General features: G+C 57.3%; 9 protein-coding genes, 4 tRNA genes and 5 rRNA genes. 2 read left to right on the top strand and 16 right to left on the bottom strand.

Annotated elements, in window-relative coordinates; genetic code table 11:
• Positions 1-57: 57 nt before the first annotated feature.
• The 5 genes from CLU94_RS15045 to CLU94_RS15025 all read right to left on the bottom strand — a co-directional run bounded on the left by CLU94_RS15045 (position 58) and on the right by CLU94_RS15025 (position 6,547).
• A 23S ribosomal RNA gene (locus CLU94_RS15045) occupies positions 58-2,933 on the bottom strand.
• A 249-nt stretch (positions 2,934-3,182) separates the two neighbouring features.
• Positions 3,183-3,258: transfer RNA gene (locus tag CLU94_RS15040), tRNA-Ala, on the bottom strand.
• A 67-nt stretch (positions 3,259-3,325) separates the two neighbouring features.
• Positions 3,326-3,402, bottom strand: a tRNA-Ile gene (locus CLU94_RS15035).
• 100 nt (positions 3,403-3,502) lie between these two features.
• Positions 3,503-5,033, bottom strand: a 16S ribosomal RNA gene (locus CLU94_RS15030).
• The 16S and 23S rRNA genes sit together here with 2 tRNA genes alongside, the layout of an rRNA operon.
• A 434-nt stretch (positions 5,034-5,467) precedes the next feature.
• Positions 5,468-6,547, bottom strand: coding sequence for a tartrate dehydrogenase (locus CLU94_RS15025; RefSeq protein WP_099666189.1), 1,080 nt, complete (start codon positions 6,545-6,547; stop codon positions 5,468-5,470).
• Positions 6,548-6,660: 113 nt separating this feature from the next.
• Here CLU94_RS15025 and CLU94_RS15020 point away from each other — a divergent pair, with 113 nt between their 5' ends.
• Complete coding sequence (locus CLU94_RS15020) at positions 6,661-7,560, top strand: LysR family transcriptional regulator (protein WP_099666188.1); 900 nt, start codon at positions 6,661-6,663, stop codon at positions 7,558-7,560.
• A gap of 17 nt (positions 7,561-7,577) precedes the next feature.
• On the opposite strand, the gene CLU94_RS15015 is transcribed toward CLU94_RS15020, so the two are convergent.
• The 3 genes from CLU94_RS15015 to CLU94_RS15005 form a co-directional block, all read right to left on the bottom strand.
• On the bottom strand, positions 7,578-9,068 hold the full coding sequence (locus CLU94_RS15015; RefSeq protein ID WP_099666187.1) for a DUF3482 domain-containing protein: 1,491 nt from the start codon (positions 9,066-9,068) through the stop codon (positions 7,578-7,580).
• Positions 9,065-10,543 (bottom strand): DUF2868 domain-containing protein, encoded by a 1,479-nt coding sequence (locus CLU94_RS15010; RefSeq protein ID WP_099666186.1) that lies wholly within the window; start codon positions 10,541-10,543, stop codon positions 9,065-9,067. The genes CLU94_RS15015 and CLU94_RS15010 overlap by 4 nt, the downstream gene beginning before the upstream one ends.
• Positions 10,544-10,605: 62 nt before the next feature.
• Positions 10,606-11,295, bottom strand: coding sequence for an acid phosphatase (locus CLU94_RS15005; RefSeq protein ID WP_143451427.1), 690 nt, complete (start codon positions 11,293-11,295; stop codon positions 10,606-10,608).
• Positions 11,296-11,352: 57 nt separating this feature from the next.
• On the opposite strand from CLU94_RS15005, the gene CLU94_RS28055 reads away from it, so the two are divergent.
• Positions 11,353-11,583 carry a hypothetical protein gene (locus CLU94_RS28055; protein WP_143451426.1) on the top strand — a complete coding sequence of 77 codons (231 nt, stop codon included), beginning with the start codon at positions 11,353-11,355 and terminating at the stop codon, positions 11,581-11,583.
• Between the two features lie 3 nt (positions 11,584-11,586).
• Here CLU94_RS28055 and rrf read toward each other — a convergent pair.
• The 8 genes from rrf to CLU94_RS14965 form a co-directional block, all read right to left on the bottom strand.
• A 5S ribosomal RNA gene (gene rrf / locus CLU94_RS15000) occupies positions 11,587-11,699 on the bottom strand.
• A 138-nt stretch (positions 11,700-11,837) separates the two neighbouring features.
• A 23S ribosomal RNA gene (locus CLU94_RS14995) occupies positions 11,838-14,713 on the bottom strand.
• Positions 14,714-14,975: 262 nt separating this feature from the next.
• Positions 14,976-15,051: transfer RNA gene (locus CLU94_RS14990), tRNA-Ala, on the bottom strand.
• A 19-nt stretch (positions 15,052-15,070) separates the two neighbouring features.
• Positions 15,071-15,147 (bottom strand) — tRNA-Ile (locus CLU94_RS14985).
• Positions 15,148-15,247: 100 nt separating this feature from the next.
• Positions 15,248-16,778, bottom strand: a 16S ribosomal RNA gene (locus CLU94_RS14980).
• A gap of 442 nt (positions 16,779-17,220) precedes the next feature.
• Positions 17,221-17,949, bottom strand: coding sequence for a YfaP family protein (locus CLU94_RS14975; RefSeq protein ID WP_099666184.1), 729 nt, complete (start codon positions 17,947-17,949; stop codon positions 17,221-17,223).
• 29 nt (positions 17,950-17,978) lie between these two features.
• Positions 17,979-19,670 carry a DUF2300 domain-containing protein gene (locus CLU94_RS14970; RefSeq protein ID WP_180278666.1) on the bottom strand — a complete coding sequence of 564 codons (1,692 nt, stop codon included), beginning with the start codon at positions 19,668-19,670 and terminating at the stop codon, positions 17,979-17,981.
• Between the two features lie 5 nt (positions 19,671-19,675).
• On the bottom strand, positions 19,676-24,211 hold the full coding sequence (locus CLU94_RS14965) for an alpha-2-macroglobulin family protein (protein ID WP_099666182.1): 4,536 nt from the start codon (positions 24,209-24,211) through the stop codon (positions 19,676-19,678).
• Positions 24,212-24,214 lie beyond the last annotated feature (3 nt).

Genomic DNA, 24,214 nt, shown 5'->3' with positions numbered 1-24,214 from the left:
TGTATCAACACACACGCAACGTTGTACCGTCTTATCCTCTGTACCTGCTAAGGTTATAGGGACAAGCCGTACGGGCAATTAGTACTGGTTAGCTTAATGCATTACTGCACTTCCACACCCAGCCTATCAACGTCCTGGTCTCGAACGACCCTTCAAAGAGCTCAAGGCTCTGGGAAATCTCATCTCAAGGCAAGTTTCCCGCTTAGATGCTTTCAGCGGTTATCTCTTCCGAACTTAGCTACCCGGCAATGCCACTGGCGTGACAACCGGTACACCAGAGGTTCGTCCACTCCGGTCCTCTCGTACTAGGAGCAGCCCCCTTCAAATTTCCAACGCCCACGGCAGATAGGGACCAAACTGTCTCACGACGTTTTAAACCCAGCTCACGTACCACTTTAAATGGCGAACAGCCATACCCTTGGGACCGGCTACAGCCCCAGGATGTGATGAGCCGACATCGAGGTGCCAAACTCCCCCGTCGATATGAACTCTTGGGAGGAATCAGCCTGTTATCCCCAGAGTACCTTTTATCCGTTGAGCGATGGCCCTTCCATACAGAACCACCGGATCACTATGTCCTACTTTCGTACCTGCTCGACTTGTCAGTCTCGCAGTTAAGCACGCTTATGCCATTGCACTATCAACACGATGTCCGACCGTATCTAGCGTACCTTCGAACTCCTCCGTTACACTTTAGGAGGAGACCGCCCCAGTCAAACTGCCTACCATGCACTGTCCCCGATCCGGATAACGGACCAAGGTTAGAACCTCAAACAAACCAGGGTGGTATTTCAAGGTTGGCTCCACGAGAACTAGCGTCCCCGCTTCAAAGCCTCCCACCTATCCTACACAGATTGGTTCAAAGTCCAATGCAAAGCTACAGTAAAGGTTCATGGGGTCTTTCCGTCTAGCCGCGGGTAGATTGCATCATCACAAACATTTCAACTTCGCTGAGTCTCGGGAGGAGACAGTGTGGCCATCGTTACGCCATTCGTGCAGGTCGGAACTTACCCGACAAGGAATTTCGCTACCTTAGGACCGTTATAGTTACGGCCGCCGTTTACTGGGACTTCAATCAAGAGCTTGCACCCCATCATTTAATCTTCCAGCACCGGGCAGGCGTCACACCCTATACGTCCACTTTCGTGTTTGCAGAGTGCTGTGTTTTTATTAAACAGTCGCAGCCACCAGTTTATTGCAACCCTTTCACCCTCATGGAGTAAACCAATCAAGCTACCGGGGCGTACCTTTTCCCGAAGTTACGGTACCAATTTGCCGAGTTCCTTCTCCCGAGTTCTCTCAAGCGCCTTAGAATACTCATCTCGCCCACCTGTGTCGGTTTGCGGTACGGTCTCGTATGACTGAAGCTTAGAGGCTTTTCTTGGAACCACTTCCGATTGCTTCGTGAATAAATTCACTCGTCTCAACCCCTTGAATTCCGCGCCCGGATTTGCCTAAGCGCCTTCTATGAGCCAAAAACCAACTATTCCAACAGTTGGACAACCTTCCGCGATCCGTCCCCCCATCGCATCATACGACGGTGCAGGAATATTAACCTGCTTCCCATCAGCTACGCATCTCTGCCTCGCCTTAGGGGCCGACTCACCCTGCTCCGATGAACGTTGAACAGGAAACCTTGGGCTTACGGCGTGGAGGCTTTTCACCCCCATTATCGCTACTCATGTCAGCATTCGCACTTCTGATACCTCCAGCATCCTTTACAAGACACCTTCGCAGGCTTACAGAACGCTCTCCTACCATATCCAATAAAGGATATCCGCAGCTTCGGTGACTGGCTTAGCCCCGTTACATCTTCCGCGCAGGACGACTCGATCAGTGAGCTATTACGCTTTCTTTAAATGATGGCTGCTTCTAAGCCAACATCCTGACTGTTTTAGCCTTCCCACTTCGTTTTCCACTTAGCCAATCTTTGGGACCTTAGCTGGCGGTCTGGGTTGTTTCCCTCTTGACGCCGGACGTTAGCACCCGACGTCTGTCTCCCAAGCTCGCACTCATCGGTATTCGGAGTTTGCAATGGTTTGGTAAGTCGCAATGACCCCCTAGCCATAACAGTGCTCTACCCCCGATGGTGATACTTGAGGCACTACCTAAATAGTTTTCGGAGAGAACCAGCTATTTCCAAGTTTGTTTAGCCTTTCACCCCTACCCACAGCTCATCCCCTAATTTTTCAACATTAGTGGGTTCGGACCTCCAGGGCGTGTTACCGCACCTTCATCCTGGCCATGAGTAGATCACTTGGTTTCGGGTCTACACCCAGCGACTGATCGCCCTATTCGGACTCGATTTCTCTACGGCTTCCCTATTCGGTTAACCTTGCCACTGAATGTAAGTCGCTGACCCATTATACAAAAGGTACGCAGTCACGGAACAAGTCCGCTCCTACTGTTTGTATGCACACGGTTTCAGGATCTATTTCACTCCCCTTCCGGGGTTCTTTTCGCCTTTCCCTCACGGTACTGGTTCACTATCGGTCGATTACGAGTATTTAGCCTTGGAGGATGGTCCCCCCATATTCAGACAGGATGTCACGTGTCCCGCCCTACTTGTCGTACGCTTAGTATCACCGGTCCGATTTCACATACGGGGCTATCACCCACTATGGCTCCTATTTCCAGAGGATTCTGTTATCGGTCCGACTATCACGTACAGGCTCTTCCCATTTCGCTCGCCGCTACTTTGGGAATCTCGGTTGATTTCTTTTCCTGCAGCTACTTAGATGTTTCAGTTCGCCGCGTTCGCCTTGCATACCTATGTATTCAGTATGCAATACCCTAAAAGGGTGGGTTGCCCCATTCGGAAATCTGCGGATCAAAGTGTGTTTGCTCACTCCCCGCAGCTTATCGCAAGCTACTACGTCCTTCATCGCCTGTAATCGCCAAGGCATCCACCATGTGCACTTATTCGCTTGTCCCTATAACGTTAGCCTCTTCATTCTTTCAAATGAAAAGAGCGCTACAGGGATAAGAAAGTACAACGTTGTTGCTTGTTTGTTGATACATACAATCATTACCCATCGATTTACCTTTTACGGCAAACCGATCAATAAATAATCTTTACTTCTTCCAGATTGTTAAAGAACGAAACAGCTTTGATCGCTAAAAGATCAAACCTAAACCACAGTCTTGTTGACCGGCTTACGTTTGCACTTTCGAGTAAAACTTGGTGGAGGATGACGGGATCGAACCGACGACCCCCTGCTTGCAAAGCAGGTGCTCTCCCAGCTGAGCTAATCCCCCTGGGGTATTACATTACTGGTAGGTCTGGCTGGACTAGCGTCCACCTTACCCCCGGGTCTGTTTTTACTGGTAGGGCTGGTTGGACTCGAACCAACGACCCCCGCGTTATCAACACGGTGCTCTAACCAGCTGAGCTACAGCCCCAACGCGGAACTACTACGACTACTGTTTCTTCTTAATTAAACAGCCGATAAGTGTGAACATTTGATGCGTGAACCACTTACATGATTCGTGCAAACTCTAGAAAGGAGGTGATCCAGCCGCACCTTCCGATACGGCTACCTTGTTACGACTTCACCCCAGTCACGAATCCTACCGTGGTAAGCGCCCTCCTTGCGGTTAAGCTACCTACTTCTGGTAAAACCCGCTCCCATGGTGTGACGGGCGGTGTGTACAAGACCCGGGAACGTATTCACCGCGACATGCTGATCCGCGATTACTAGCGATTCCAACTTCATGCAGTCGAGTTGCAGACTACAATCCGGACTACGATACACTTTCTGCGATTAGCTCCCCCTCGCGGGTTGGCGGCGCTCTGTATGTACCATTGTATGACGTGTGAAGCCCTACCCATAAGGGCCATGAGGACTTGACGTCATCCCCACCTTCCTCCGGTTTGTCACCGGCAGTCTCATTAGAGTGCCCTTTCGTAGCAACTAATGACAAGGGTTGCGCTCGTTGCGGGACTTAACCCAACATCTCACGACACGAGCTGACGACAGCCATGCAGCACCTGTGTACTGGTTCTCTTTCGAGCACTCCCCAATCTCTCGGGGATTCCAGCCATGTCAAGGGTAGGTAAGGTTTTTCGCGTTGCATCGAATTAATCCACATCATCCACCGCTTGTGCGGGTCCCCGTCAATTCCTTTGAGTTTTAATCTTGCGACCGTACTCCCCAGGCGGTCTACTTCACGCGTTAGCTGCGTTACCAAGTCAATTAAGACCCGACAACTAGTAGACATCGTTTAGGGCGTGGACTACCAGGGTATCTAATCCTGTTTGCTCCCCACGCTTTCGTGCATGAGCGTCAATCTTGACCCAGGGGGCTGCCTTCGCCATCGGTGTTCCTCCACATATCTACGCATTTCACTGCTACACGTGGAATTCTACCCCCCTCTGCCAGATTCTAGCCTTGCAGTCTCCAATGCAATTCCCAGGTTGAGCCCGGGGATTTCACATCAGACTTACAAAACCGCCTGCGCACGCTTTACGCCCAGTAATTCCGATTAACGCTTGCACCCTACGTATTACCGCGGCTGCTGGCACGTAGTTAGCCGGTGCTTATTCTTCAGGTACCGTCATTAGCAAGAGATATTAGCCCTCACCGTTTCTTCCCTGACAAAAGAGCTTTACAACCCGAAGGCCTTCTTCACTCACGCGGCATTGCTGGATCAGGCTTTCGCCCATTGTCCAAAATTCCCCACTGCTGCCTCCCGTAGGAGTCTGGACCGTGTCTCAGTTCCAGTGTGGCTGGTCGTCCTCTCAGACCAGCTACTGATCGATGCCTTGGTAGGCTTTTACCCTACCAACTAGCTAATCAGATATCGGCCGCTCCACGAGCATGAGGTCTTGCGATCCCCCACTTTCATCCTTAGATCGTATGCGGTATTAGCGTAACTTTCGCTACGTTATCCCCCACTCTAGGGTACGTTCCGATATATTACTCACCCGTTCGCCACTCGCCACCAGAGCAAGCTCCGTGCTGCCGTTCGACTTGCATGTGTAAGGCATGCCGCCAGCGTTCAATCTGAGCCAGGATCAAACTCTTCAGTTTAATCTCTGTTTAATGTCATTTCTGACAGGTCGGACAGTATCGCTACCATCCAAATCTTTTGCATTGCAAAAGATTTGCTCACTCAAAAAACTGACAGGCTACTTCCGAAGAAGTATCCTATTTCATTATTTCTTGTGAACATTTGATATATTTTAAGTATTACGCCAATCCGAAGATTGACGCTGCACTTACATCAAATGCCCACACTTATCGACTGTTAATTGTTAAAGAACTGTATTCGGCACTGCTTTCGCGCTATCGACAAAGCGTTGTGTTTGTCAGCTACGAAGAAGGAAGAGTATGAAGCATTTCGCTAAATCCGTCAACACCTTCTTTTTACTGCATCGCCGTTTCCGGTGATCCTCAACTGCCGCATTTGACTGCGTCTCATTGGGGAGGCGAACTATAGCAAAGCCACTCACGGGCAGCAAGCTTTATTTCAGCAATTCTGCAACCGCCATACCGACATCCGTCGTACTGGCGCTGCCACCCATGTCTGGCGTACGCGGACCATGCTCAAGCACCTGCTCGATGGCCCGCACAATCGCATCATGCGCCGCCGTGTAATTGGCATCGCCATTGCCGAGGAAGTCCAGCATCATGGCGCCCGACCAGATCATGCCGATCGGGTTGGCGATATTCTGGCCATAGATATCGGGTGCGGAACCGTGCACCGGCTCAAAAACAGAAGGAAAAGTGCGCTCCGGATTGATATTGGCCGACGGTGCGATGGCAATCGTCCCCGTGCAGGCGGGCCCCAGGTCGGACAGGATGTCGCCAAACAGATTCGAAGCGACCACCACGTCGAAACGTTCGGGGCTCAATACAAAGCGGGCCGCCAGGATGTCGATATGGTATTTATCCCAGCGGACATCGGGAAAGCTCGAGCCCATGGCTTCCACCCGCTCATCCCAATACGGCATGCTGATGGCGATGCCATTCGATTTCGTGGCCGATGTCAGGTGTTTTTTAGGCCGGCTTTGCGCCAGCTCAAACGCATACTTCAGGATACGGTCGACACCCTTGCGCGTAAAAACGGATTCCTGCAGCACCGTTTCGCGCTCCGTCCCCTCGAACATGCGCCCGCCCACGGATGAATACTCTCCTTCCGTATTTTCACGCACCACATAAAAATCGATATCGCCCGGCTTTTTATTCGCCAGCGGGCACGGCACACCAGGCATCAAGCGCACGGGACGCAGATTCACGTATTCGTCGAATTCGCGGCGGAATTTCAACAGCGAACCCCATAAGGAGATGTGGTCGGGCACCTTGTCCGGCCAGCCCACGGCGCCAAAATAGATGGCGTCGAAATCCTTGAGCTGGGCAAACCAGTCCGAGGGCATCATTTGCCCGTGTTCCAGGTAATAGTCGCAATTGGCCCATGCCATCGTCGTGAACTGCAGGTCGATATTGAAACGGCGCGCGGCGGCCTCGACGACACGCAGCCCTTCCGGCATGACTTCATTGCCGATGCCGTCGCCGGCGATGACTGCGATTCGGTGTGTGGGCATGGGGTTCTCCTGTTATAGATAGATGCTAGATGGATGTATTGATGATACTGGCACCGCATGAGAATACAATCGGGTAATTCATAACCAAAGTATTCACATTTCGTGGTCAATCAATGAAACATACGCCGCTGCTGGAAGACTTACGCCTGTTTTGCCAGGTTGCCCATAAAACCAGCTTCGCCGGCACGGCCTTGGAACTGGGCATTTCCAAGGCCGTCGTCAGCAAGCGCATCGGCATGCTGGAAGCGGCGCTGCAAGTACGTTTGCTGCACCGGACCACTCGCCGGGTCAGCGTCACCGATCACGGCGAGATCGTGCGGCAATGGGCGCAACGCATCCTGGAAGATGTCGAGCAAATGGGTGAAGCGGTAGCGCAGTCGAAACTGCAGCCGCAAGGCGTGCTGCGCATCTGCTCCAGTTCCGGATTCGGACGCAACCGGCTCGGTCCAGCCCTATCCCAGCTGGCACGGCAGTACCCAGGCCTGAAAATACAGCTGGAATTGCTCGACCGGCCCGTCGACCTGCTGGGCGAAGGTTTCGATCTCGACATTCGCATCGGCGTGGTCCACGAACCGGACCTGATCGCCCACCGTATTGCCAGCAACCAACGCGTACTGTGCGCCGCGCCCGCCTACCTGGCACGACGCGGAACGCCGGACACCCTGGCGCAGTTGCGCGAGCATGACTGCATCGTCATTCGCGAACGCGACCAGGATGGGCGGCGCTGGAAACTGCAGGGACCGCAAGGAGTGGAAACGGTGAAGGTCGATGGACCGCTCTCGGCCAACAATGGCGAGATCGTCCATCAATGGGCGCTGGATAGCCACGGCATCATCTTGCGTTCAGCATGGGATGTGGAAAGCAGCCTGGCGCAAGGCAAGCTGGTGCGCATTTTGCCTGCATATCAACAGACGGCCGACGTGTGGGCGGTGACCACCTCGCGGCTATCGAACTCGGCCAAGGTCAGGGCCTGCGTGCAATTTCTGGAGCAGTGGCTGCAGGCCCGCGCCTGAGAATCGACACCAGGTATCTACACCAGGCGCGCCACATCCGGATACAGACGCGCCAGGGTATCGGCGGTAATGGACGACAGGAGGGGCAGCACGCGCTCGGCGGCTTGCTCGGGCGACTTTTCCCGGCGCACGTCTTTCCACAACTCGGCCAGAGCAGCGTCATGGCGCGCTACCGCCTGCTCGACCTCATCCTGCCAGAAGGCCGGCGCCTCGCTTTCGACAAAGTTGCCGCGGCCACGGCCAAAATGCGCCACCGCCAAATAACGGAGCACGCCCGCCACCACCAGGGTGCGCAGGAAGGCATCCGTAAATTGCATCGTGGGCTCATTGCGGTCCGTACCGGAATTAAAACCCCAAGCTGCGCCGGCAAACGTCAGCGCACCGACCACACCGCCAAGCAAGGCGCCCGTACCCAGTGTCAAACCGCCGGAAATCAGGTCGGCCGATAGCCCTGTCGCGGCACCGGAAATCATGGCGCCCAAGAGCCCCGCTTGCGCCTTGTCGATCGGCGCGCGCACGGCGAAATTTTCCCGTATTCGGCTATTAATCTTATGCGCATCGGTCGGATCGAGTTTGTGCAAGATCAACAGTTCACGCGTGGTCACGCTGCTGTGCGTATTGAGGCGCGCCACCAGGCTGGCCATGGCCTTTTCCTGGCGTTGCTGCTCTGCATTCTTACCGATACCCACGACCTGCAAGGCCGATTTCAGCAAGCCCCTGGATGCCGGATCAATGGCTTCACGATCCTGCCCAGCCACCGCCAGCTGCATGGCCAGCAAATGCATGGCCTGCTGGAAACGCGCCGTATTTTGCGTTTGCCAGGCAGCAAACAACCGCGCGTAGCCAGCTTGCTGCGACTGCGGTAACAATTTACCCACGGCTTCGTAAAACACGCGCTCATGTACCCAGCAGCGGGCAAAGGCATCGAGCGCCAGGACGTCGCGCACGATCGGATACTGCTGCAAATGCTCGCGCCAGCGCGCCTGCTCGCCGTGCTCCTCATTACCCGGACGCGGCGGTCCCATCTGATTGAGCAAGACCACCACCGGCTTGTCCAGCCAGGCGAGGATTTTCATTTCCGCTGGCAAGTAGCCCGCGTCCCGGGGATTTTCAGAGGAGTTGACCAGGTACAGCACCACGTCGGCAGAGTCCTTGGCCGTGCGCAACGCTTGCTGGCTGAGCCAGAACGGGCGGTCGCGATAACGGTCCAGCACTTCGCGCAGGAACCAGCCGATGGGATTGCCGGACTGCCCCAGGCGCTTGAGCAGGCGCACGGAGTCGCCGAAGCCTGGCGTATCCCATAATTGCAGGGCATCACCCTGCGGTGTCGCCAGCAAGGTATGCGATTCCGCAAACACGGTCACGTGGGCGGCGTCGCGCACTTCGCCGATATCTACGCCCACCAGGGTACGCGCCAGTGTCGTCTTGCCATTATTCGTGTGCGAAATCAGCGCGAACTGAATCTGCACTGCATCATCCTGCACTTCTTTATTCACATTCACACTCATGCTGCTGCCGATACTTTCAGCCCGACACCAGCATCGAGCGGGTGCAAGGCAGGATTGAGCAAATTGACCAGGGTGGCCGTGGTTTTGTGGAACTGGCAGAATTGTTGCCACAAGGCGACTCGTTCCGCCTGGCGCGCGCCATTATCCACCTGCTCGCCCACGCGCTCCAGATAGCTGGACTCGTCGATCAGGACGGCGATGCCACGTGTCGACGATTGCACCAGGTAATCGAGGAAGGCGCCATGATTTTCCTTTTCCGGCGTCGCCGTCAGGTTGAACAGCACGGCCGTGATATTGACTTGCGGATCATTCAGGTCCGTGCCGCGCAGAACGTCCTGCGGCTCTTCGCCATACGACGTCGACGGACGCAGCATCATGCGCCCTTGCTCGCCGAACAGCATGATGGACAACTGGCCCAGGCCCTTGTGGCGCGCCTCATCGACAGTAAAGCTGTATGGCAAGACGCGCAGCATGCCGCCCGTGGCCACGCCGATGCTTTCATTGAGCTTGCGGAAATACGGTTGATCGAGATCCAACGGGAAGTGCATGGTCAGGCGCGCGGCGCGCCAATTATTGAGCAATGCCAGGATCAGGCGGGGAACGACCACCAGCAGGAAAATCGTTGCCGCATACAAATGCACCCAGCGCGCGCCACCTTCGACGGTCGTCGTTTGCGGGAAACGCAGCGCTTCGATTTCCGCCAGCGAAAAGCCTTGCAAATGAAACAGGGCAATAGCCGGCGCAAACAGGGTTGAAAGCAGGCTGTGCACCTGGCCGGCACTCAAAAAGGTGCTTTCCCAACCAGCTGCGTATTGCGACAGGAAACCGCGCGCATACAACGAGGCGACGGCGCCGATGGCAAACATGGCGGCGCTCAAGTGGATGGTACGGCTCAGGCGCGCGGCCGTCAGCTTGGCGCTCAGGTGCGCCCATTCCCCCATGAAGCTGAGCAAACCCGAGGACAAAGCGTGCGGCAACTTGCGCGGCAAGGCCAGGCGGCCCACGCTCAGGTGGCGCACCAGCCCTGCTTTCGGCCAGCCGAGGGAATGCGAGGGGATGCATAGCCAGATCAGCAAGCCCAGGTAGACCAGTACGTTCCACGCAATGATCAGCAGCAAGGGCGCCGACAGCAGATCCACGCGATGGGGATCCGTGATGCGGTCGAGCCCGGCGCCCAGCAGCAGGGCCAACAAGGGCAAGGCCAGCGCCAGGGCTTTCATGCCGTTACGGCGTTTCGCGAAAGCGGCGAAGGCAGGCGTGCGTTCGGTGATGCGCTTGAGGATCAGTTCGGAGCGCTGCTGCAGGAAATCGTCACCCGTCACTTCGGCCTGCTTGCCCGAAGCTTGCCACTGCGCAAGCTCACGCGCGCTGCGGCTGGCATACATGCGGTCATCCTCGCTGAGGACTTCTTTTTTCTGGTCGGCCGTCTCGATAGCACGGACCAATACCACTTCTCTCGCAATCTGCTCGTTCATGGTGCTCCTGTTTTTGTATGAAACGACAACTAGACAGGCAGATTGTGACGTACTTTTATGTTTCAGGCCAACGCGTCCTCGGCCTGGAGCAGATTATGCAGCAGATATATCAGGAAAGAGGCGATCCAGGCAGACCACAAGGTGTGCGTGAAAAATTGCGTACCTTGCAACTGTTGCTGCCAGCCTGCCGCCAAACCGCACAGCAGCATGACGCTAGCGAGCAGAAGCGCCGTGCGTGGCCGTCCGGGCAGGCAGAGCAATGGCAAGGCCAGCATCCACCAGGCAGTGTTCGCCTGCGTTGCAGGCAGGCAAACCATGGCAGATGCATTGGCGGGCAATGTTTCCAGCAGGCGCGTGTAGGGCGCCAGTCCGCCATAGCGCAGCAAATCCGTAGGGCAAGGCACATCGCTGAAGGAAGAGAGAAAATAAATGCTTAACGGCACCAAGACGACCGACAGGGCCACGACGCGCAAGGCGCTGCGGCGTGAGGCCAGCCAGGCCAGCGGATGCAAGGTGTCCCAGATAGCCAGGCAGATCATGGCGGAGCCAAGCGAGATCATGCCGAGCTGGAAATTGCCCGCCCACGCGCTGCCCGTGCCGGCAAATTGCCCACGCGTCCCGTCGAACATACTGTCGGCGATCATGAGATCGAGGTTGCTGTAATTGCCGATCCAGAGTATCAGCATGGCCGACAGCATCAAGACACTATCGATGCCTTTGGGAGTTTTGACGAGTTTAAGCTTGGCCAACATGGATGCACACATTTACTTGATGGGATGAAAGGGACTGGCCGCCCAAGGGCAGCAGCCATGCAAGCCATCGTACAGTGTGAATATGAAGAGAACATGACGGTGCCCGCAGTTAGCAACATGGACCGGCAAGATAGGCATTTTGCGGCACACTTACCGCCGCAAAAAGCGCTCACGAGCGATAACTTCGTACAACTTCGCCGTACGCACGACAAAAAGCGCGCACCGGGCAAAACCACCAGACGTAAAAAAAACCCCAACCGGATCACCGGAAGGGGTTTTTTCGAATAACAAGCCTGACGATAACCTACTTTCACACTGGTTGCAGCACTATCATCGGCGCAAAGTTGTTTCACGGTCCTGTTCGGGATGGGAAGGGGTGGGACCAACTTGCTATGGTCATCAGGCATAACTTGTACTGGCGTTTGTCCTCAATGGAGCGACAAAGCCTGAATCTGGAAGAAGCAAAGATCGGGGTAATGACTGGTTGTATCAACACACACGCAACGTTGTACCGTCTTATCCTCTGTACCTGCTAAGGTTATAGGGACAAGCCGTACGGGCAATTAGTACTGGTTAGCTTAATGCATTACTGCACTTCCACACCCAGCCTATCAACGTCCTGGTCTCGAACGACCCTTCAAAGAGCTCAAGGCTCTGGGAAATCTCATCTCAAGGCAAGTTTCCCGCTTAGATGCTTTCAGCGGTTATCTCTTCCGAACTTAGCTACCCGGCAATGCCACTGGCGTGACAACCGGTACACCAGAGGTTCGTCCACTCCGGTCCTCTCGTACTAGGAGCAGCCCCCTTCAAATTTCCAACGCCCACGGCAGATAGGGACCAAACTGTCTCACGACGTTTTAAACCCAGCTCACGTACCACTTTAAATGGCGAACAGCCATACCCTTGGGACCGGCTACAGCCCCAGGATGTGATGAGCCGACATCGAGGTGCCAAACTCCCCCGTCGATATGAACTCTTGGGAGGAATCAGCCTGTTATCCCCAGAGTACCTTTTATCCGTTGAGCGATGGCCCTTCCATACAGAACCACCGGATCACTATGTCCTACTTTCGTACCTGCTCGACTTGTCAGTCTCGCAGTTAAGCACGCTTATGCCATTGCACTATCAACACGATGTCCGACCGTATCTAGCGTACCTTCGAACTCCTCCGTTACACTTTAGGAGGAGACCGCCCCAGTCAAACTGCCTACCATGCACTGTCCCCGATCCGGATAACGGACCAAGGTTAGAACCTCAAACAAACCAGGGTGGTATTTCAAGGTTGGCTCCACGAGAACTAGCGTCCCCGCTTCAAAGCCTCCCACCTATCCTACACAGATTGGTTCAAAGTCCAATGCAAAGCTACAGTAAAGGTTCATGGGGTCTTTCCGTCTAGCCGCGGGTAGATTGCATCATCACAAACATTTCAACTTCGCTGAGTCTCGGGAGGAGACAGTGTGGCCATCGTTACGCCATTCGTGCAGGTCGGAACTTACCCGACAAGGAATTTCGCTACCTTAGGACCGTTATAGTTACGGCCGCCGTTTACTGGGACTTCAATCAAGAGCTTGCACCCCATCATTTAATCTTCCAGCACCGGGCAGGCGTCACACCCTATACGTCCACTTTCGTGTTTGCAGAGTGCTGTGTTTTTATTAAACAGTCGCAGCCACCAGTTTATTGCAACCCTTTCACCCTCATGGAGTAAACCAATCAAGCTACCGGGGCGTACCTTTTCCCGAAGTTACGGTACCAATTTGCCGAGTTCCTTCTCCCGAGTTCTCTCAAGCGCCTTAGAATACTCATCTCGCCCACCTGTGTCGGTTTGCGGTACGGTCTCGTATGACTGAAGCTTAGAGGCTTTTCTTGGAACCACTTCCGATTGCTTCGTGCACAAGTGCACTCGTCTCAACCCCTTGAATTCCGCGCCCGGATTTGCCTAAGCGCCTTCTATGAGCCAAAAACCAACTATTCCAACAGTTGGACAACCTTCCGCGATCCGTCCCCCCATCGCATCATACGACGGTGCAGGAATATTAACCTGCTTCCCATCAGCTACGCATCTCTGCCTCGCCTTAGGGGCCGACTCACCCTGCTCCGATGAACGTTGAACAGGAAACCTTGGGCTTACGGCGTGGAGGCTTTTCACCCCCATTATCGCTACTCATGTCAGCATTCGCACTTCTGATACCTCCAGCATCCTTTACAAGACACCTTCGCAGGCTTACAGAACGCTCTCCTACCATATATATTGCTATATATCCGCAGCTTCGGTGACTGGCTTAGCCCCGTTACATCTTCCGCGCAGGACGACTCGATCAGTGAGCTATTACGCTTTCTTTAAATGATGGCTGCTTCTAAGCCAACATCCTGACTGTTTTAGCCTTCCCACTTCGTTTTCCACTTAGCCAATCTTTGGGACCTTAGCTGGCGGTCTGGGTTGTTTCCCTCTTGACGCCGGACGTTAGCACCCGACGTCTGTCTCCCAAGCTCGCACTCATCGGTATTCGGAGTTTGCAATGGTTTGGTAAGTCGCAATGACCCCCTAGCCATAACAGTGCTCTACCCCCGATGGTGATACTTGAGGCACTACCTAAATAGTTTTCGGAGAGAACCAGCTATTTCCAAGTTTGTTTAGCCTTTCACCCCTACCCACAGCTCATCCCCTAATTTTTCAACATTAGTGGGTTCGGACCTCCAGGGCGTGTTACCGCACCTTCATCCTGGCCATGAGTAGATCACTTGGTTTCGGGTCTACACCCAGCGACTGATCGCCCTATTCGGACTCGATTTCTCTACGGCTTCCCTATCTGGTTAACCTTGCCACTGAATGTAAGTCGCTGACCCATTATACAAAAGGTACGCAGTCACGGAACAAGTCCGCTCCTACTGTTTGTATGCACACGGTTTCAGGATCTATTTCACTCCCCTTCCGGGGTTCTTTTCGCCTTTCCCTCACGGTACTGGTTCACTATCGGTCGATTACGAGTATTTAGCCTTGGAGGATGGTCCCCCCATATTCAGACAGGATGTCACGTGTCCCGCCCTACTTGTCGTACGCTTAGTACCACCGGTCCGATTTCACATACGGGGCTATCACCCACTATGGCTCCTATTTCCAGAGGATTCTGTTATCGGTCCGACTATCACGTACAGGCTCTTCCCATTTCGCTCGCCGCTACTTTGGGAATCTCGGTTGATTTCTTTTCCTGCAGCTACTTAGATGTTTCAGTTCGCCGCGTTCGCCTTGCATACCTATGTATTCAGTATGCAATACCCTAAAAGGGTGGGTTGCCCCATTCGGAAATCTGCGGATCAAAGTGTGTTTGCTCACTCCCCGCAGCTTATCGCAAGCTACTACGTCCTTCATCGCCTGTAATCGCCAAGGCATCCACCATGTGCACTTATTCGCTTGTCCCTATAACGTTAGCCTCTTCATTCTTTCAAATGAAAAGAGCGCTACAGGGATAAGAAAGTACAACGTTGTTGCTTGTTTGTTGATACATACAATCATTACCCATTGAGCCGCCTCATGTATTGCTACATGTATAGACTCAATCAATAAATAATCTTTACTTCTTCCAGATTGTTAAAGAACGAAACAGCTTTGATCGCTAAAAGATCAAACCTAAACCACAGTCTTGTTGACCGGCTTACGTTTGCACTTTCGAGTAAAACTTTGGTGGAGGATGACGGGATCGAACCGACGACCCCCTGCTTGCAAAGCAGGTGCTCTCCCAGCTGAGCTAATCCCCCTGAGATACTACTAATTAGCTGGTAGGGCTGGTTGGACTCGAACCAACGACCCCCGCGTTATCAACACGGTGCTCTAACCAGCTGAGCTACAGCCCCAACGCGGAACTACTACGACTACTGTTTCTTCTTAATTAAACAGCCGATAAGTGTGAACATTTGATGCGTGAACCAGTTACCTGATTCGTGCAAACTCTAGAAAGGAGGTGATCCAGCCGCACCTTCCGATACGGCTACCTTGTTACGACTTCACCCCAGTCACGAATCCTACCGTGGTAAGCGCCCTCCTTGCGGTTAAGCTACCTACTTCTGGTAAAACCCGCTCCCATGGTGTGACGGGCGGTGTGTACAAGACCCGGGAACGTATTCACCGCGACATGCTGATCCGCGATTACTAGCGATTCCAACTTCATGCAGTCGAGTTGCAGACTACAATCCGGACTACGATACACTTTCTGCGATTAGCTCCCCCTCGCGGGTTGGCGGCGCTCTGTATGTACCATTGTATGACGTGTGAAGCCCTACCCATAAGGGCCATGAGGACTTGACGTCATCCCCACCTTCCTCCGGTTTGTCACCGGCAGTCTCATTAGAGTGCCCTTTCGTAGCAACTAATGACAAGGGTTGCGCTCGTTGCGGGACTTAACCCAACATCTCACGACACGAGCTGACGACAGCCATGCAGCACCTGTGTACTGGTTCTCTTTCGAGCACTCCCCAATCTCTCGGGGATTCCAGCCATGTCAAGGGTAGGTAAGGTTTTTCGCGTTGCATCGAATTAATCCACATCATCCACCGCTTGTGCGGGTCCCCGTCAATTCCTTTGAGTTTTAATCTTGCGACCGTACTCCCCAGGCGGTCTACTTCACGCGTTAGCTGCGTTACCAAGTCAATTAAGACCCGACAACTAGTAGACATCGTTTAGGGCGTGGACTACCAGGGTATCTAATCCTGTTTGCTCCCCACGCTTTCGTGCATGAGCGTCAATCTTGACCCAGGGGGCTGCCTTCGCCATCGGTGTTCCTCCACATATCTACGCATTTCACTGCTACACGTGGAATTCTACCCCCCTCTGCCAGATTCTAGCCTTGCAGTCTCCAATGCAATTCCCAGGTTGAGCCCGGGGATTTCACATCAGACTTACAAAACCGCCTGCGCACGCTTTACGCCCAGTAATTCCGATTAACGCTTGCACCCTACGTATTACCGCGGCTGCTGGCACGTAGTTAGCCGGTGCTTATTCTTCAGGTACCGTCATTAGCAAGAGATATTAGCTCTCACCGTTTCTTCCCTGACAAAAGAGCTTTACAACCCGAAGGCCTTCTTCACTCACGCGGCATTGCTGGATCAGGCTTTCGCCCATTGTCCAAAATTCCCCACTGCTGCCTCCCGTAGGAGTCTGGACCGTGTCTCAGTTCCAGTGTGGCTGGTCGTCCTCTCAGACCAGCTACTGATCGATGCCTTGGTAGGCTTTTACCCTACCAACTAGCTAATCAGATATCGGCCGCTCCACGAGCATGAGGTCTTGCGATCCCCCACTTTCATCCTTAGATCGTATGCGGTATTAGCGTAACTTTCGCTACGTTATCCCCCACTCTAGGGTACGTTCCGATATATTACTCACCCGTTCGCCACTCGCCACCAGAGCAAGCTCCGTGCTGCCGTTCGACTTGCATGTGTAAGGCATGCCGCCAGCGTTCAATCTGAGCCAGGATCAAACTCTTCAGTTTAATCTCTGTTTAATGTCATTTCTGACAGGTCGGACAGTATCGCTACCATCCAAATCTTTTACATTGCAAAAGATTTGCTCACTCAAAAAACTGACAGGCTACTTCCGAAGAAGTATCCTATTTCATTATTTCTTGTGAACATTTGATATATTTTAAGTATTACGTCAATCCGAAGATTGACGCTGCACTTACATCAAATGCCCACACTTATCGACTGTTAATTGTTAAAGAACTGTATTCGGCACTGCTTTCGCGCCATCGACAAAGCGTTGTGTTTGTCAGCTGCGAAGAAGGAAGAGTATGAAGCATTTCGCTACGTCCGTCAACCCCGTTTTTCAGCGCATTGCGCTTAAAAACTTTTCTCACTTCACGCTGCATTTGCATGCGTCGTTCAGCGAGGGGGCGAATTATAGCCAAGCAATAGCGTGTCCGCAAGAGCCATTTATGGCAAGACGAACGATTTCACCAAGGTCAGTTCGCCGGCGGCCCGCATCGGCACCTGGAAGCTCTGCAACTTTTCACGTGGCGTGCCTTCGTTGGTGATGACCGATATGCGGGCGACGGTCAGCATGGCGGTGTTCTCGCCGCTGCCGTAGTAATTCACATAGACGTGATAATTGCCCTTCACGGGCGCCGCACTGGAGAAAATCTCCGGGCCATAGCCGGTGGTCACGTCCACATCCAGCGCGCCGCCATCTTTCAAGACGCGATTGCCGTACCAGGCATGGCCGCCGTCCGGCGTGACCACGTGCATATCGAGGTCGGTGCCGGCGCTGTCCCAGGACAGCACGATGCGCAAGCGTGCCTGGGTCTTGCCCTGGTAGCTGTCGACAAACTGGGTGCGCGCGCGGCTCCTGCCATCCGGCGAACGCACTTCCACGCTGTTCGAGCCGCTGCCGAAGCCATACGGACGGCCATAGCTGCCATCCTCGCCCACTTCCATCGGCATCGCCACGCCATTGACCACCAAAGTAGCGGGCTTGCCCTTGACGGCGCCTGCGATGCGTCCCCGTATCTGCGCCGTCTCGGCCTGGCCAGGCTGCAGGTTGACCGACGCGGCGGGGTAGTTGACCGCTTGCGTGTATTGCTCGCTGGCGCCGGCCGAATTGCGCCAGCCGCTCCTGGGGGCGTCGATGGTGACCTGGGCCTGCGCCCAGATTGGCAATAGCATTAGCGGAATCGAGCAGCGGATATAAAAACTCACAGGGCCTCCAGGTTAAGGTCGACGAGCCGGCGGGCCAGCCGCTCGACATATTCTTCGTCCTGGCCGCGCGGATGGTTGCGCAGGCCAAGATGCAGGTATTCATGGGCCAAGGTGATGCGGTCTTCGCGCGTGGCCAGCGGCCGCATGAAGATGCGGTTGCGCGATTGCTCCGAATACGGCGCCCCGCTCTGCAAGGCGCACACCAGCGGCGCTGGCGACGGCGCCTCGTAGCCGGCCTCGCGCAGCAGCACGCGCTGCCAGCGCAGCACGGACCGCGCCAGCCAGTCCTCGTTCTGCGCCAGGCGCCGGCAACGTGCGCCGGTATTGCCAAAGGTACTCAGCGCGCCGCCAGGATACGCCGCCGCCAGCAATTCATCATAGTACTTGCCTTGTCTGGCCTGGCGCACCGCCTCGCTCCACGCCATCGTGCCCTCGGACGGCTGGTTAGTGTGATAGCGCACGGTGACGCCATCGACGATCAGCTGGTCGGTCCAGCGCGCAATCGCCAGCGCCGCCGGCGTGGCGGGGCTGGGACTGACGCGCTGGGTCGCGCTGCTGTCGGCGATCTGCTGGCAGCCCGCCACCGTCACCGCGTTCTGCTGCAGATACGTGCGCGCGGCGATCGCCAGCGCCTTGGCCGCTTCCGGCTCGCCGGCGTTCGCTTCGCGGTCGAGCACGCGCGCCACATATTCATTGACGCCGAAGCGGCCGCGCAATTGCGGACGGCCGCCCTTTTCCTGCAACAGCATCAGTTCACCGGTGCTGCGCAAGGCGAGGTTCTGGCCATTCTCGAATTGCACATGGTAGCGGCCATTCAGCGTTCCAGCTGCGGCCACGCCACGCTCGCCGCGCACGGCGCGGATCGGATAGCGCTTGAAGTAATCGACGACCACGCAGCCGCCATCGTCGGCCGCGCCCACTTTCGGCAAGCTGGCGGCCAGCCGGGGCGCCCACTGTGCAAAGACATTGCTGCTGCCGCCTGCGCCGCCAAACCAGATCGGCGTGCCGTCGGCCAGCCAGCCGGCCGCGCCGCCGATACGCTCTTCTGCCTGCCCCTTTTTCTGCTCGTGCCAGGAATACGTCTTTACGCGCAGCTGGCTGCCGAACCAGCGCGCCGTACCGGCGCCTCGTCCGTCGAGCACCACGCGCAGCAGCGCAGCCTCGGCATCCACGCGGCTGGCGGCCGGGATGCTGTCCAGCGCGCGCAGCAGGCTATCCAGGCGCACCGTGCGCGCCGGCGCCATCTGCGCGGGATCCGCCAGCCAGGCAAAGTCGCCGGCCGGCGCGCTCCCCAGACGGCCGGTCCAGTAGTTGCGCCATGCCGCCGGCGCGATCATCAAGCGCCTGGGCGAGAAAAATGGGCCGCAGGACTGCGCCAGCGCCGCATCGTGACCGATGCTCTGGCCCGCATCGCAGCAATACACTTCTTCCGGATCGCGGCCACCGCAGCGGTAATCCGGCATCGCCACCTTGTTATCCGTCGCGTATATATATACGAACAGCTTCCACAGGCTGGCCAGCGGTATTTGCCGCGCGCCGTCAAACGGCGGCGAGAGGGGCTGCGCGGCGCCGCCCTGACGCAGCTGCCGCACTTCGATCTTGCCATCGCGCCACCAGGCCACGTCCAGCGATGCAGACCACGCAGGTACGGCCAGCAGCAGGGTTGCCGTCAATGCAGGAAGTGCCACGCGCATCACTCGACCTTCAGCGCGCGCGTGGTCTTGCCGCCGCCTTCGAAGGCTTTCTGCTCCGGCTGGTACATGCGGTAAAAGCGCGCAGGCGGCAGCACATAGCTGCCCTTCTGCGCAAAGCGCAGCAAATGGCGCAAGGTCACGTCGCCGGCCAAAGGCTCGATGGGCACGGCATAGCCGTCGCGGCGTTCGGTGTGGCGCGCGCGTTCCAGCGCAGCCGGCTTGTCACCCGCCATGACCATGCCCCATGTAGTCGATTCGACCATGGCGCCAGGTGGCAGCGCCACTTCCAGCAAACCAAAGCGGTGCTTCGCTCCCGGTGCGGCCTTCAAGGTGATTTCATCGAGATACAGCGCGTCCGTGCTCAGCGCCTCGCCCGGCTTGACCAGCTCCGTCGTGTAGCCGCCCTTGCCCGCCTTCATGCGCAGGATGCGGCGCTCGACGGCAACCGGCAAGGTTTGCGCTTCAACGGCGTGGCTGTCGTACTGCAGCACGGCCACCGTGCCTGCGGGCGCCGGTGCCGCGAGACGCAGTTTGTCGGGCTGGCCCTTGGCGTCGCTCCAGCGCCAGACCGGCTGGCCGCTGCGACTGTCGCGTTTTTGCCAGGCGCCGTCCAGCGTGACGGCCGGCCCCTTGCCGAACGATGCGCCGCCCAGCTTCTTTTGCACCCACATCAACGTCATCGCGCGGTCCAGGGTCGGCATCTCGGCGCGCACGCCGGCCAGCACCGCGTCGGCCTGCGATGGCGGTACTTCGCCGGCCAGCATCAGCAAGGCTTGCGCCACCGGCGCTTTCGATTCGTGCAAGACTTGCCAGGCGCTGGCCACTTGCAGTTGCAGCCCATGCGGCAAGGCGATGCCATTCTGGCCGGCCACCAGCGCCACCAGGCCCAGCGACATCGCTTGCGCTTCGCGGTCAAGGGCTCCGCCCAGCAGCAGGCTGCTACTGTCGCCCGCCTGGCGCGGCTTGCCGCCCAGGACGGCGATGGCGCTGTCGTCCACCAGGCCGGCTGCCAATGTCTGCGTGGGCAAGCCCATCTCGCGCGCCATCCACAGCACCAGCGCGCGGTCGCCCATCGCATCCTTCAAGCCATGTTCGCTGTAGACGGCCAGCAGCTTGTTCCAGTGCTCGGGCGGCAGCTCGATGCGCAGCGCGCGCGCCCCGTACCAGTCCGCGTAATAGGCGTAGGCCGTCATCAAGGCATTGCCGGCCGTGGCGTTGCCCCACCAGCCGAAGACGGCGTTGGGGCCGGCCATCGACACCAATCGCAGGCGCTGCGCCGTCAGCAGCGTTTGCAGACGCTCACCCGCCGCGCCGGCGTCCGGCCCCAGGCTTTGCGTGGCCAGCGCCAGCGGAATCAAACGGCTCGCCGTCTGCTCCACGCAGCCATATGGATAGTCGATCAGGTCGTCGGCGATGCGCGCGAACTGGCTGGCTGCTCCTTGCGCGAACGAGATGCGGATATTGCGCGCGTCCGCCGGCAGCTTGAGTGGAATATCACCGGCGGCGCCATCGAGCGGCAGCACCAGGGTGCGCGGACTGCTCCAGGCGGCAGGCAAGGTGTGCATGGCCGTGTCAAGCGCATCGACCAGCTTGCCGTTCTGTTTCAGCTCCAGGCGCAGCGGCCCGGTAGCGCCAACAGCGAGCGGAAACTCGACGTAGTTGACGCCCGGTTTGGCGGACAGCTTTTCCGTCTTCGGCTGCGCCCCGCCGGAAAGGACGACGTCGAGCGCCTGCTCCTTGCCAGTCTGGTTGAACACGGCCACCGAGGCACGCGGCGCATCGCCGGCGCGCATCCAGTCGGGCGCCGTCCACTTGGCATAGAAGTTCTTGTCCGACCGCAGATAGGCGGTGCGCTGGCCCACGCGCCCCTGCTCGTCCATCGCGCGGCCCGTGATACGCCAGCGGGTCAGCGCGTCCGGCATGGTGAAACTCACGCGCGCATTGCCATTCGCGTCGGTCTTCAGCGACGGCGCCCAGTACGCCGTATCGATATTGTCGCGGCGCGGACGTTCGAGCACCTTGACGCCGCGCTCGTTGTAATTGTGGCGCGCGGGCGCACCGGCGGTGCGGCCCTGCGCCATGTCGTAGCTGATGAAGGACAGGCTGGCCGTGGTGCGCACGTTGTTGCGGCGCGGATGGTAGAAGAAGTCGCCGATGTCCGGCGCGATTTCCGGCTGCAGCACATAAATCATTTCATCGACCACGCCCAGCGCCACCATGGTGCTCAGCGGCTTGCCGTCGAGGGTGGCCTTGACGTCCAGCGTCACCTTCTCGCCAGGCTGGTAGACCTCCTTGTCGCTCTTGAATTGCAGCGCGATGCGCGGCTCGATCACTTGCAGACCCGCATTCTCGAAGACGAAATCGCCATTGCGCGTATACGCCACCGAGAACGTCATGTTCGGGCCGTGCTCCTCCTTGACGGGGATGCGCACGCGCCACTGCCGCGGCGCCACGCGCTTCGCCTGGTACCAATCCGCGGCGCCGGCCATCAAGCCATGGTGCTCCACCTTGTCGCGTTCGAGCGTCAACAGCGCCTGGTCGACCTTGTCCGAGAACGTGATCAAGGCTTCGGCGGTGTCGCCCGGACGATAGCGGGCGCGGTCCAGCACGATCTCGATGCTGCCCGGCGTCGTTTGCACGCCATCGCCGGCGACCCAGTGGCTGGCGGCGGCCAGCAGGTTGCCCCGTTCGTCGCGCAGCGCCAGCTGATACGAGCCCGAAGCGGGGAATGTCACGTCCCAGCCCTTGGCGTTTGGATCGAATGCGCCCTCGGTCTTGCCTTGTTTTTCCAGCTGCACCATCTCCCAGCGCACGGGCTTGGCCGCGCCCTGGCCGTCGGCCAGCAAGTCGAAATGCACGGACTGGCCCGGATCGGAAAACTGGCGCGCGGCCTTCAACTGGTAGCTGCTGCTCGAACGCTCGATCATCAGCTCGCGCGTCGCCTTGACGCGGTAGGCCGCGCCATCGGTCGCCAGCACGGTCAGGATGTAGCGCGAAGGGTCGGCGGCGGGCGGCAAGGTGAAGTCCACATTGCCGCTGCCGTCGCTCGTCACTTCCTCGGTTTTCAAGGCCACGGGGAACAGGCCGCTGTAACGCAACTCGCCCTCGACCATGGTGTTTTGCTGGCCGCGCAGCGACAGGGTCATCTTCGCGTTTTTCACCGGCTTGCCATCGGGGTAGCGCAGCGCGATGCTGCCCTTGACCGCCTCGCCCGTCTTGAATTCCGGCTTCGCTGGCTGGACGTTGATTTCAAAGTGCGGCTTGATGTATTCGGCCACGCGGAAGGCCGCGCCATATGCGCCATCCTTGTAATTGAAGCGCAGTTCATAGCCGCCGGCGGTGGCTTCCGTCGGCAGGCGGAAGCGCGTGTCGGCGCCCGTATCGCCGGATAGCTGCAGCGTTTGCGTCAGCAGCGGCGTGCCATTCGGATTGAGCACGGTCAAGCTTAGCGGTGCGCTGGCCGCCGCCTGCGAATTGCGCGCCGACGTGAATTCGCGGCCCACAAACTTGACGTTGACCTCGTCGCCGGGCCGGTACAGGGGCCGGTCCGTCACCGCATAAATCTTGGTGTTATAGATTTCGCTGTCATAGTAAAAATTCTCGGACACGAACACGCCGCCGGCGCGGTCCTGGCCCAGCACATACGTGTGTTCGGGGCTGCCGCGCTCGAGCGATGCGACACCGTCGGCGCCCGTGGTGGCCGACTGCAGCACGCCGGTGCCGTCGGTCCACGCCACGCTGGCGCCGGCCACGGCGGCGCTGTTGTCGCGCCGCGCCGTCCACACCAGCATCTGGCCGGACGATACCTTGGTGACGGCCACCGTGTCCGACACGAACACCAGGGTGGTGGCGCGGTGTTCGCCGATGATCGCTTCGATCAGGTACAAGCCAGGCTGGCGTTTGCCCAGCGGGATCATCACGTTGCCGGCACCGGCGACGATGAAATCGCTGCTCGATCCATCGAGCTTGACGCCTTTCGGCGGCGTGATGGCCTTGGCTTGCCAGATCGGATAGCGGAAGCTGTCGACCAGCTCCATGCCCTTGATCGGCTTGTATTGCGGATGGTTGGCGAACACAGTGCGCCGGCGGATCGCGTCATTCGTCGCCAATTGCGGCTGTTCCTTCGTTACCGCGAGGCGCGCCTCGCCGGAAAACAGCTTGCGCCAGGCCAGGCGCGACTGCTTCCACCAGCTATCCCACAGAAAGCTCAGGGTATTGGCCAGGCCTTCGCCCTGGTAATTGCCCTCGACCTGGATGCGGTGCAGATTGCGCTGCTTTTTCAGGAATTCCATCGGTTCGGGCACGCGATAGACGACGATGTCGGCGCCCGAATACGCTTCCAGGTTCATGCGCCCCATGTCGCGCCCCGGCACCTCGAGCCGCACGCGCGCTTCATCAAGACTGCCGTAACTGGCGTCCGACAGCAGGAAGAAGGGCTCGCCCTTGAAGGTGGCGTAGTTGCTCGGTTCGCGTTCCTGCGCCGAGGCGCCGCCAATGAGGACCAACGCCAGCAGGCTGGCAAATAACAGTTTCATGAG

This window comes from Janthinobacterium sp. 13 (assembly GCF_002749695.1).
GTDB lineage: Bacteria > Pseudomonadota > Gammaproteobacteria > Burkholderiales > Burkholderiaceae_D > Janthinobacterium > Janthinobacterium kumbetense.
Note: the sequence above shows the minus strand (reverse complement) of the source record. Positions and strands in the feature narration are given on the sequence as shown.

Coding starts and splice junctions, on each gene's coding strand:
- CLU94_RS15015 (WP_099666187.1), bottom strand. CDS start 9,068: ATGAGTGTGAATGTGAATAAAGAAGTGCAGGATGATGCAGTGCAGATT.
- CLU94_RS28055 (WP_143451426.1), top strand. CDS start 11,353: ATGCAAGCCATCGTACAGTGTGAATATGAAGAGAACATGACGGTGCCC.
- CLU94_RS15020 (WP_099666188.1), top strand. CDS start 6,661: ATGAAACATACGCCGCTGCTGGAAGACTTACGCCTGTTTTGCCAGGTT.
- CLU94_RS15010 (WP_099666186.1), bottom strand. CDS start 10,543: ATGAACGAGCAGATTGCGAGAGAAGTGGTATTGGTCCGTGCTATCGAG.
- CLU94_RS14965 (WP_099666182.1), bottom strand. CDS start 24,211: ATGAAACTGTTATTTGCCAGCCTGCTGGCGTTGGTCCTCATTGGCGGC.
- CLU94_RS15005 (WP_143451427.1), bottom strand. CDS start 11,295: ATGTTGGCCAAGCTTAAACTCGTCAAAACTCCCAAAGGCATCGATAGT.
- CLU94_RS15025 (WP_099666189.1), bottom strand. CDS start 6,547: ATGCCCACACACCGAATCGCAGTCATCGCCGGCGACGGCATCGGCAAT.
- CLU94_RS14975 (WP_099666184.1), bottom strand. CDS start 17,949: ATGCTATTGCCAATCTGGGCGCAGGCCCAGGTCACCATCGACGCCCCC.